At 40.2% G+C, this 9,895-nt stretch carries 10 protein-coding genes and 1 rRNA gene; 5 read left to right on the forward strand and 6 right to left on the reverse strand.

What is annotated here, in order from left to right:
- The first annotated feature begins 25 nt into the window (after positions 1 to 25).
- A complete protein-coding gene (gene mnmC, locus FTV14_RS11010; RefSeq protein WP_180053915.1) occupies positions 26 to 1,933 on the forward strand; it encodes an FAD-dependent 5-carboxymethylaminomethyl-2-thiouridine(34) oxidoreductase MnmC in 1,908 nt (635 codons plus the stop codon).
- A gap of 160 nt (positions 1,934 to 2,093) precedes the next feature.
- Here the strand turns inward: mnmC and FTV14_RS11015 are convergent, their stop codons facing one another.
- Positions 2,094 to 2,408, reverse strand: a complete 315-nt coding sequence (locus FTV14_RS11015; RefSeq protein ID WP_005233835.1) for a rhodanese-like domain-containing protein — start codon at positions 2,406 to 2,408, stop codon at positions 2,094 to 2,096.
- Positions 2,409 to 2,499: 91 nt separating this feature from the next.
- On the opposite strand from FTV14_RS11015, the gene FTV14_RS11020 reads away from it, so the two are divergent.
- Both FTV14_RS11020 and FTV14_RS11025 read left to right on the forward strand, forming a co-directional pair.
- Complete coding sequence (locus FTV14_RS11020) at positions 2,500 to 2,988, forward strand: YajQ family cyclic di-GMP-binding protein (RefSeq protein WP_004783667.1); 489 nt, start codon at positions 2,500 to 2,502, stop codon at positions 2,986 to 2,988.
- Between the two features lie 27 nt (positions 2,989 to 3,015).
- Positions 3,016 to 3,519, forward strand: a complete 504-nt coding sequence (locus FTV14_RS11025) for a DUF4442 domain-containing protein (protein ID WP_179993327.1) — start codon at positions 3,016 to 3,018, stop codon at positions 3,517 to 3,519.
- A gap of 58 nt (positions 3,520 to 3,577) precedes the next feature.
- On the opposite strand, the gene FTV14_RS11030 is transcribed toward FTV14_RS11025, so the two are convergent.
- The 3 genes from FTV14_RS11030 to FTV14_RS11040 all read right to left on the reverse strand — a co-directional run bounded on the left by FTV14_RS11030 (position 3,578) and on the right by FTV14_RS11040 (position 5,356).
- Positions 3,578 to 3,949, reverse strand: coding sequence for an acyl-CoA thioesterase (locus tag FTV14_RS11030; RefSeq protein ID WP_171523022.1), 372 nt, complete (start codon positions 3,947 to 3,949; stop codon positions 3,578 to 3,580).
- Between the two features lie 75 nt (positions 3,950 to 4,024).
- Entirely contained in the window at positions 4,025 to 4,459 is a 435-nt protein-coding gene (gene trxC, locus FTV14_RS11035) for a thioredoxin TrxC (protein WP_004783672.1), read from the reverse strand.
- Positions 4,460 to 5,356 (reverse strand): alpha/beta hydrolase, encoded by an 897-nt coding sequence (locus FTV14_RS11040; protein ID WP_180053916.1) that lies wholly within the window; start codon positions 5,354 to 5,356, stop codon positions 4,460 to 4,462.
- 125 nt (positions 5,357 to 5,481) lie between these two features.
- Between FTV14_RS11040 and FTV14_RS11045 the strand changes: the two genes are divergently transcribed.
- Positions 5,482 to 5,817, forward strand: coding sequence for a TIGR01244 family sulfur transferase (locus tag FTV14_RS11045; RefSeq protein WP_004783676.1), 336 nt, complete (start codon positions 5,482 to 5,484; stop codon positions 5,815 to 5,817).
- Between the two features lie 215 nt (positions 5,818 to 6,032).
- On the opposite strand, the gene FTV14_RS11050 is transcribed toward FTV14_RS11045, so the two are convergent.
- Positions 6,033 to 8,030, reverse strand: a complete 1,998-nt coding sequence (locus tag FTV14_RS11050; RefSeq protein WP_179993330.1) for a hypothetical protein — start codon at positions 8,028 to 8,030, stop codon at positions 6,033 to 6,035.
- 156 nt (positions 8,031 to 8,186) lie between these two features.
- Here FTV14_RS11050 and FTV14_RS11055 point away from each other — a divergent pair, with 156 nt between their 5' ends.
- Positions 8,187 to 9,584 carry a dihydrolipoyl dehydrogenase gene (locus tag FTV14_RS11055; protein ID WP_180011703.1) on the forward strand — a complete coding sequence of 466 codons (1,398 nt, stop codon included), beginning with the start codon at positions 8,187 to 8,189 and terminating at the stop codon, positions 9,582 to 9,584.
- Positions 9,585 to 9,781: 197 nt separating this feature from the next.
- Here the strand turns inward: FTV14_RS11055 and rrf are convergent.
- A 5S ribosomal RNA gene (rrf, locus tag FTV14_RS11060) occupies positions 9,782 to 9,895 on the reverse strand; the annotation flags it as partial.

The raw sequence follows: 9,895 nt of genomic DNA on the forward strand, positions 1-9,895 counted from the left end.
AAATATCTTTAAGGTTGTACCCGTTTTGTCGCATGCAATTCAAACTGCCGATCTGGATTGGCAATTGGTGGATGGCATTGATGTGCCTGTGTCCAAGCAATTTGGTGATGTGTATTTTTCCAAAGACAATGGATTGCTGGAAACCCGGCATGTCTTTTTAAATGGCAATGAACTTAGTACCCGTCTGGCCGATTTAAAACCTTTTGCATATTTCTGTGTCGGTGAAACGGGTTTTGGTACGGGTTTAAATATTCTGGCGTTATGGCAACTCTGGCAACAGGTTCGTCCGGATAACCAAAGCCATCTGCATACGATTTCAGTAGAAAAATTTCCGCTTTCTAGAGCAGATTTAGTCCGTGCCTTAAATGCCTGGCCAGAATTGAAACCGCTAGCAGATCAACTCATCTCCCAATATCCAATGCCGATTGCCGGTTGTCATCGTCTCAGCTTTCCTGAAGAGCGTTTCAGTCTGGATCTGTGGCTGGGAGATGCACATGATGTCTTTCCTGTCATTGAAAAAACTGCACCCGTTAATGCCTGGTTTCTGGATGGCTTCGCGCCTTCGTGCAATCCGGACATGTGGGAAGAAAATGTTTTAAATAATATCGTGCGCTTATCCGAGACCGGAACGACTTTTGCTTCTTTCAGTGTTGCGGGTGTCTTAAAGCGTGGTTTAAAACGTCATGGAGTCTCTATTTCCCGTCCACGTGGATTTGGGCATAAACGTGAAATGCTGAAAGCGATCTGGAATCCTGTTGAAGAAAATAAAGGCAGTGAAACGGCTTTAGAACAGGAAATTGCTCAAAAAAAAACTAAACCGGATCTAGAGAATCCTACCAGACCTCGTCAAATCGCTGTGATTGGCGCTGGAATCGCAGGTTTAAGTGCAGCATGGGCATTCGCTCAGCGTGGTCATCAAATCACGATTTACGACCAGTCAGCACCGCTTTCAGGCGGTTCCGGCAATCCCCTTGCCCTGCTCAATCCTAAACTGTGTCCAGTTGAGCAAAGTGCTGAACATCTGATGACGGTGGCCTGGCAGCATGCCTTAATTCATTATCAGAAATTTAAAGCTTTTCGCTCAATTCAGGTCAATCAGCTTGCCTTAAAAAATCCTGAACAGCTTTTAGGATTGGCAGATGAATATCCCACAGAAATTCTTGCTGCTCAAAGTGCAGCAGACCAAGAGATTCAAACTGAATTTCCAGCTTTAAAACTATTAGCAGCGGGTGCAGTTTCACCTCATCAACTGCGTGATGAAATTCTGCAGCATCCTCTTATTCAGTATAAACAAGCCAAAATTAGTCATATTGAGGCTGCTGAACAGCCTGCGTTATTTGCAGAGCAGCAATCCTTAGGCAAGTTTGATCACATCATTGTATGTACCGCACGTGATACCCAGCAATTCTTTGAACATTATCCAGTCCTGAAACCGATTCGTGGACAGGTCAGCTGGGTCAATAATCAAGATCAGCCATTGAATCAGGATACAGCCTATAGTTACGGCGGTTACTGTATGCAGCTCAATCCAGAACAACTGATTTTGGGTGCTTCATTCTATCCAGGCCGGGATGATGCAGAAGTCTTAGTAGAAGATCATGTGCATAATTATGAACTTATCCACAGTGTCTTTCCTGAATATGCACAGTTATTACCCTCTACCGAAACCTGGCAAGGTCGAGCAGCAGTACGCGCCCAGAGTCAAGATTATTTTCCCTTGCTCGGTAAGATGAATGTAGATCAAGAAGCTTACAGTTTTGCGGGTCTTGGCTCTAAAGGTTTTCTATTTGCACCACTGTGTAGTGAAATTCTGGCAGCCCAGATTTTGGGAGAAGCCTGCCCCGCACCTTCAAACTTGGTAAAAAAACTCGACGTAACACGTTTTCAAAAGAAGGTAAAAGCCAAGAAGCCTTATTTTAAGCCTCAAAATTAAAGAGCTCCTCCCTTTAATAAAGAGTGAGGAACACTGTTCCGCAAGGGAGGAAGTTTTAGAAAGAGTTTAATTCCCCTAAATCCTCCTTTAAAGAAGGGGGACTTTGAAGAAATCCAGACAACAAAAAAGCGCCCTTAGGCGTTTTTTTTCACAAGGTCAATTATGCACCTTGTTCCAGTGGCATACCTGCATCACGAGCAGCACGAGTACCACCCATCAGGATGACATATTCACGTGAGCTGTCAAAACCTTCTAACTTTTCAGCTGCACGTGGAGCTTTACTCCCACCACCACATAAAATGTAAATCGGTTGATCCGCTGACACCTGAGTCAGGCTATCTGCTGAAAGATCGTTAATGGGCTGATTGACCGCCCCTTTCACGTGTGCTTCAGCATAAGCACTTGCATCTCGTACATCCCAGATTACAGCATTTTCTGGGAACTCAAATGTTGTAATTTCTTGTTTACGGATCATTGCGCACTCCTTTGATGTAAACAACACTTGGCAAATGAAGAAAACATCCCTAGCATCTCAGATATTCTTTCCCTTTGTAAAGGTCTAAACTATGCCTTCTTTCGATATTGTTTCTGAATTAGAAATTTTTGAAGTAAATCATGCAGTTCAAAATACCCAAAAAGAGATTGCAACCCGCTTCGATTTCCGTGGACAGGATGTTTCTATTGAACTGAATGAAAAAAACAAGGAAATTAAAATTAGCACAGAAAGTGATTTCCAATGTGAGCAAGTGTATACCATGCTGGAAAATCATTTCTTCAAGCGTAAAGTGGATATTCAGGCACTAGATCCACAAAAAATGACCGCTTCAGGCAAAAATGTAGTTCAGGTGATCAAGCTTAAAGATGGCCTTGACTCAGATACGGCGAAAAAAATTAATAAGGCCATTAAAGAAAGCGGCATTAAAGTGCAATCTTCAATTCAGGGTGACAAGATTCGTGTGACTGATAAAAAACGCGATACCTTGCAACAAGTGATGGCATTCCTGAAAGAACAACAATTCGGTCTGCCTTTACAGTTTAACAACTTTAAAGACTAAGATATTTCAACGTCTGTAGATGGAATTATGGCAAAGAGCAACCGACTGACCAAACTGGTCAAAGCGACATCAAGATTACCGCAAGGTATGCGTACTGCTTTATTGAGTAAGACTTTTGGCCGAGTAGTTCCGATGGTTGGCTCTGCCAAGATTCGCTATCAGGAAATCAGTGCTTCCAAAGTCGTGGTAAGTATGGCCAATCATAAGGTCATGCAGAACCATATCGGTCAGATTCATGCCTGTGCCATGGCACTGCTGGCAGAAACAGCGACCGGTTTTGTGACTGCGATGAATGTGCCTGACAGCGCAGTGGTTCTGATTAAAAGCCTAAAAGTGGACTTTAAGCGTCCAACCAAAGGTGCCATGACTGCGGTGGCTACGTTGACTCCTGAACAGCAGCAATTGATGCAAAGTTCAGAAAAAGGTGAAACACTAGTACAAGTTATTGTAACTGATGAATCTGGTGAAGCACCGATTCAATGTGAAATGCTCTGGGCTTGGATTGCCAAGAACCAGTTGAAGCCAGGCTAATTTCAATACAGATAAAAAAATCCCAGATTATTGATCTGGGATTTTTTTATTTCATGAATTATGAGTTCTGCTGAGATTCTGCAAATTTCTGTTTTGCTTCATCTGGAATTGGACGTTTATTGCCTTTGACATCTACTGCGACAAAGGTAAATACCCCTTCAGTCACGCGTACAGGTGCACGTGAGTTATCATGACTGTCCCATACTTCGATTTGCATCTGGATTGAAGTATTACCGACTTTTAGAATTTTGGTATAGCAGCTAATGACATCGCCGACTTTCACAGGAACCAGGAAGGTCATCTGGTTAATCGAAATCGTTGCACAGCGTCCTTTACTAAAGCGCTCTGCATGAATTGCTCCCGCCAAGTCCATTTGTGAAACAATCCAGCCACCAAATACATCTCCACTCCAGTTGGTATCCGCAGGCATTGCAATCGTCTGCAGGGAAAGTACTCCCTCTGGTTTAATATGAGAATCTGTCACTTGAACTCCAGGCTTTTTAAATTAGGATTGAGCATTATTTAACTGCTGATCAAGCCACTTTTGTAGTTCGCTTGAACGTAATGCACCGCTTATTCTAGCAATTTCATTGGTTTTATTCATCAAAACCAGCGTCGGAATACTACGTACATTAAATGCTGAGCTTAATCGCGGATTGGCTTCGGTATCAATTTTAGCAAATACCACTTGTGGATTTTCTTTTGCTACAGCAGCAAAATGCGGTGCCATCATTTTACATGGACCACACCAGTCTGCCCATAGATCAATCAGGATGGGAAGATCACTATGGGTGACAAACTGACTAAAGTTCTGTTCATTTAGCTCAATCGGCGCCAGTGGAACTAAAGCTTGATGACACTGACCACATGCTGGATCGGCCGTTAATTTTTCTTCAGGCACACGATTTTTAGCCTGGCAATTCGGGCATACAATGATCATCTAGCGCACTCCAATATGTTGATGTAAGAATTCTAATTGGGTCGAGACTGCTTTTTCAAACCATTCACCATGATAAATATCAAAATGCCGCATATTCCACTCATGATATTGTACAAATGGTGCAATATTGGTTGCGGTTTCCCGACTGGCTTCAATGGGAATCAGGCTGTCTTGTTGTGCTGCGATAAACAGAACAGGAATAGTGATTTTGCGGACTTCCTGAATAGGACGATATCGCATCAATTTAAAGAATACCCGGGCTGGGATATGACCACTCCAGTAATAATCTGGATTCACAATGGATAGATATCCTTCATAACTGTCTTGTGTCGGCATAAAACAGAGTTCATGACGATCAACCACCGGCAAGGTCTTGGGCGCCATTCCTACCTTTGCCCCCATATAATCCTGACTGGAAATCTTCAGGGCTTTAGGCAATTGCTGCAAAGGATAAAGTTTGGCACTTTCTGCACCATCAACAAAGGGTACCTGTACCATTACCGCCTGAATATTTTTTAGTTCTGCGGCCAATGTCAGTACATGCCCGCCACTCAATGCTGTTCCCCATAACACAATCCGTTTGGCATCAATGGATTTACGTACCTGCAAATGCTGAATCATTGTACGCCAGTCTTCAAGTTGAGCACTGATCGATACCAGTTCACGCGGACGCCCGGTACTGCCTCCCCAATAGCGATAATCAAACAGAACCACCGCATAACCTGCACTGGCAAAACGCTGGGCATATTGCACCAGTTTAAAATGACGTAAAGCAGCCAGGCCATGAGCCATCAGGATCACAGCTGGTTTGTCAATCTGTTGAGGACGATAGAAATCCGCAGCAATCACTTCCTGACCGCTTTTGACATACAGTGGTTCGACTGTATAGGCGTACATACGCGCTCCATTGCGTTATTTTATAGTTGTAATCGTTTATAAATTTTTCAGAACTAGGCCATCATGTTTTCAGCTTAATGCTATCATAAAGCATATCAAGATAAATGACATAATGGAGTGACATCATGAGCGAAAATGTAGGCTTTGCTGGCCAAATTGGTCCTGAACATATCTCTCAAGTAGTTGAAAAAGGTTTTAAATCAATTATCAATAATCGTCCGGATATGGAAGGTGGCCCTGAACAGCCAACCAGCGTACAAATTGAGGAAGCTGCTCGTAGTGCAGGTCTGGATTATGTCTTCCAGCCAGTAGTTGCTGGCCAGATTACCGAGCTTGATGTGCGCACCTTTGCTAACCATTATAACGAATTACCAAAGCCGATCTTGATGTTCTGCCGTACAGGAAATCGCTCCAACAATTTATATCAGCTGGCGAAACAGATGGATCTGCTGGATGATTAAGATATTTGGGGGAGATGTACTTTTAGTCAACATCTCCTTTTAGTTTCAGAGCTCGACCTATGAATAAATTCTTACTGGTTATATGTTGCAGTCTTGCATTGATGGGTTGTAGTTCAATGCATTTTAAGCCTACTGTGGGTGTCAGTATGGGAACTTCTGTTTAACTTTTAAAAAGAAGTTCTCAAAAAAAACAGCGCCGAAGCGCTGTTTTTTTATTAATTAAGAATATATTCTTTTTTACGTACTTTTCCATTTGGTGCAGTAATACTTAAAATCAGACTATCACGTTCATCACAGTCTTTAAGCTTATATTCATAATAAACTTGAGAACTTGTTTTAAAGCTATTAGGAGTTAAAAGATTAAATACATTTGGCACTGTAGCATTTCCGCTCCATAACTCTGCAGTACATGATTTTTCATTGTCTTTAGTATTATCTTCAGCAGTCACTGATACTACTGTTCCTGTTGGCATTGGTACTGATTGAGCATTATTACCAAAAACATTAAAACTGAATTTAGCTCTATCTGTAATTTTCTCATCTACTACAGTAGGGGTGTCGTAGCTGAAAGCAAATATCAACTGTTGACGTATTACTGCTTGCAAATTCTGATTACAAGTACCTTGTATATTAGGCTGTGTGATACTACTTGGTGTACAAGTATTACCGATGGCACCTCTCTTATATAAAAACTCACCAAGCGCATTTTCAAAGATATTATTTTCATTATCATCACGGAAAAAATCACCAATATTACTAGTTAATTCATCAATACCCGCTGTATATAAATTATCTGAGTTCTTGTCGATATAAGATTTATCCCCTTCAACATACGCTAATACTGTTACACGATTGTCAGCAGGACGTGGATCTTGTGTTTGTAATTCCACACTACATTCGCCATTTACAGTTGAACAGTTAGGTGTAATACTACCACCCTCTGTATTAAAACTTACGACTGTACCATCTGGTACTTTATTTCCTACACGATCACGTAGTCGAGCTGTGATAGTAGCTTTATCCCCATCTACATTCCACTGTAAAGCATTTTTACTTACAGAAAGACTAAAACCATTTTGTGTTACACGGCCTGTTGCTACTGAAACATCTTTAGATAATGCAGTAACCTGTGAGTCACTTACTAAAGTCGCCTTAATTTCTACAGGGCCAGGAATACTTCCTGGGAATACATCAACAATAACTCGCCCTTGATCATCAGACTTAATTATTTTACTTGTTTTATTATTTAAAGAAACAAATGAAAAATCATTTGGTGCGTAAACTAGCTCAACGTTCACATCCTGATTACGTGCAGGAATGTTGTTTGAATATACTGTAAATTCAACTTTTCCAGATGAACTTGATCCACTACTTAGAATGCCTAATTTTAACTCTCCAGAAGTATAAACTATGGAGTTTGCCTTAATCGCATTAATATTCACATTTTGAGTTGTAGTGACAGCCCCATTGTTTGCTAAAAGTGTTAATTTTTGAGTACCAGTACATAATTGACCACCGCTTGAAATAGCAGTATAGATAGTTTCAACAATCCCTTGATTAGAAAAAATTTCATTCGTGCTAAATGTTCCACATTCAGCTTCAAAGTTAACCTTAATATTGTTTAAAAGTACACCAGTATTTTTATCAACAGTATTTGCAGTTAATCTAACTGAGCCACCCGCTTCAATTGATGTACTTTCTAATTTAACGTTATCAAACTTAGTTTGTAATTGACCAATAGTGAAGTTTGTTGCCGCGGATTGAGCAGTATTTTCATTCATCTCAGCTGCAGCTGAAATTTTATACGCACCTGTTATTTGATCATCAACTGGTTTAATTGCAATGACAGCGACACCATTCATATCTGTCAATACAGAAGCATTGCTAGTACTAAATGCAATTCCTTCACCTGAAAAAGTAACTAATACACCACTTAAAGGTGATTTATTTTCATCTGTCACTTTAACTTGCGCAATAGCACCAGCACTTGTAATTACTGTAGTTATTTTGCCATTCTCATCAATGATTTCTACATTACTAATATTAAGTTTAGAAACTTCAGGATTTTCAATACCATTATCTGAACCTCCCCCAGTATTACCGGAATTTGATCCACTATTATAATATCCGTCACTACCACCACCGCCGCAGCCGGCCAACATTAGTGCAAAAGTAAGAGCAGATAACTTCATACTTAATTGTTTACTAATCATTTAAATCCCCAAGTCCCTCTATCTTCAGAGTTTGTTATCAATCTTTATTTAATTATGCGTTATGTAACCACAGTTGAGCTTTTATGTAAATAAAGGTAAGCCAAATGTTTTGTATGCTAGCTTATAACAATCAAATAAATTTGATAAGAGCAATAAATGTACGACTTAATCATTATCGGCGCAGGCACAGCAGGAATCAGTGCTTATAAAGAAGCTATTAAATATACCCAAAATATTTTAATTATTAATGCCGGTTCATGGGATACAACATGTGCTCGTGTAGGCTGTATGCCGAGCAAGCTTCTGATTTCTTCTGCTAACCGTATGCATGAGATAAAAACTGCAGAAAATCTCGGATTACAGCATGATGCCGTAATAAATACCTCCACCGTTATGGATCGCCTGCATAAGCTTCGTGATCATTATATTCGGGCCACTTTAAAAGAAGTAGAACAATGGGATTCAACTCATAAGGTATCAGGGCACGCAAAATTTACCAATGCTCAAACAGTCCAAGTAGAAGGAAAATCTTATCAAGCTAAAAGTTTTATTATTGCAGTAGGCTCTCGACCAAATTTTGATGCTACCTTAAAAGATGAACTAGGCGATAAACTCCTGACATCTGATGAAATCTTTGAACTTACACAGCTACCTAAATCCTTAGCAGTGATTGGTAGTGGCGTTATTGCAATTGAATTGGCTCAAGCCATGCAACGTTTAGGGGTACGTACTACTATGTTTGCTCGTAGTCAGAAAATAGGTGCACTCACCAGTCCAACTCTACAAGCTTTGGTTAGAGAGCAATTAAATAACGAGCTGGATATCAAATTTAAAACTTTACCTAATCAAGTCAAACTCCTTACTGATCAGGTAAAAATTGACTATATAGAGAATGATCAAAAACAAAGTCTTGAAGTAGATTATGTACTCTCAGCTACTGGACGTAGTTCTAATTTAGATCGATTAGGTTTGGAAAAAATTAATCCTGAATTCCAAGATGTTAAAAAGCTACCTATTAATAAAAAAACCAAGCAATTAGAAAACTTGCCTATTTTTATTGTTGGCGATGCAGCCCCTGATGTCCCAATTCAACATGAAGCTGCCCATAATGGTAAAGAAGTGGTCCAGAACTGCTTAAATTTTCCAGATGTTCAGCCTATTTCTGCCCTAACTCCTTTGGCAATCGTATTTAGCCAACCAGAAATGGCGATTATTGGACAAAGTTTCAAACAGCTAGAAGAGAAAAATACGGAATATATTAGAGGCTTTGTATCTTATGAAAGACAGGGACGCGCGTTAATTCTTTCAGAAAATAAAGGTGGGGCTGAAGTATATATAAATAAAATGTCAGGAAAATTATTAGGTGCTGAATTATTCTGCCCTCAAGCCGAACATCTAGCACACATACTAGCCTGGATGATTGATGCAGAACAAGATATTCATCAGATTTTGGCAAAGCCTTACTATCATCCGACTTTAGAAGAAGGGCTAAGAACAGCATTTAAACATGCTCGTCGTCAGCTTGATCAACAGGAAGTAATTGACAATTCTTAAATATCTTAAAGAAGGATAGATAAAATTTAATTACTTCAAACAATATGGTGCAGCTAATAGCTCTGAAGTTTTGGCTGCACCTTGTTACTCTTTAACTCTTTTTTTAGATCATAAAGTATCAATAGAAAAATCTATAACCATGAAATCCCACGCATAAAAAAGCCCCCTGCGTGAGCAGAGGGCTTTTTGGAATAATGAGCTGGCGATGACTTACTCTCACATGGGAGACCCCACACTACCATCAGCGCTAAGAGGTTTCACTTCTGAGTTCGGGAAGGGATCAGGTGGTTCACTCTTGCTATGGTCGCCAG

The organism is Acinetobacter sp. YH12236, from assembly GCF_013417645.1.
Lineage (GTDB): Bacteria > Pseudomonadota > Gammaproteobacteria > Pseudomonadales > Moraxellaceae > Acinetobacter.

Bases quoted from the DNA above. Each gene is read 5' to 3' on its own strand.
- FTV14_RS11015 (WP_005233835.1), bottom strand. From the start codon at position 2,408: ATGATCCGTAAACAAGAAATTACAACATTTGAGTTCCCAGAAAATGCT.
- FTV14_RS11020 (WP_004783667.1), top strand. From the start codon at position 2,500: ATGCCTTCTTTCGATATTGTTTCTGAATTAGAAATTTTTGAAGTAAAT.
- FTV14_RS11025 (WP_179993327.1), top strand. From the start codon at position 3,016: ATGGCAAAGAGCAACCGACTGACCAAACTGGTCAAAGCGACATCAAGA.
- FTV14_RS11030 (WP_171523022.1), bottom strand. From the start codon at position 3,949: ATGCCTGCGGATACCAACTGGAGTGGAGATGTATTTGGTGGCTGGATT.
- trxC (WP_004783672.1), bottom strand. From the start codon at position 4,459: ATGATCATTGTATGCCCGAATTGCCAGGCTAAAAATCGTGTGCCTGAA.
- FTV14_RS11040 (WP_180053916.1), bottom strand. From the start codon at position 5,356: ATGTACGCCTATACAGTCGAACCACTGTATGTCAAAAGCGGTCAGGAA.
- FTV14_RS11045 (WP_004783676.1), top strand. From the start codon at position 5,482: ATGAGCGAAAATGTAGGCTTTGCTGGCCAAATTGGTCCTGAACATATC.
- FTV14_RS11050 (WP_179993330.1), bottom strand. From the start codon at position 8,030: ATGATTAGTAAACAATTAAGTATGAAGTTATCTGCTCTTACTTTTGCA.
- FTV14_RS11055 (WP_180011703.1), top strand. From the start codon at position 8,187: ATGTACGACTTAATCATTATCGGCGCAGGCACAGCAGGAATCAGTGCT.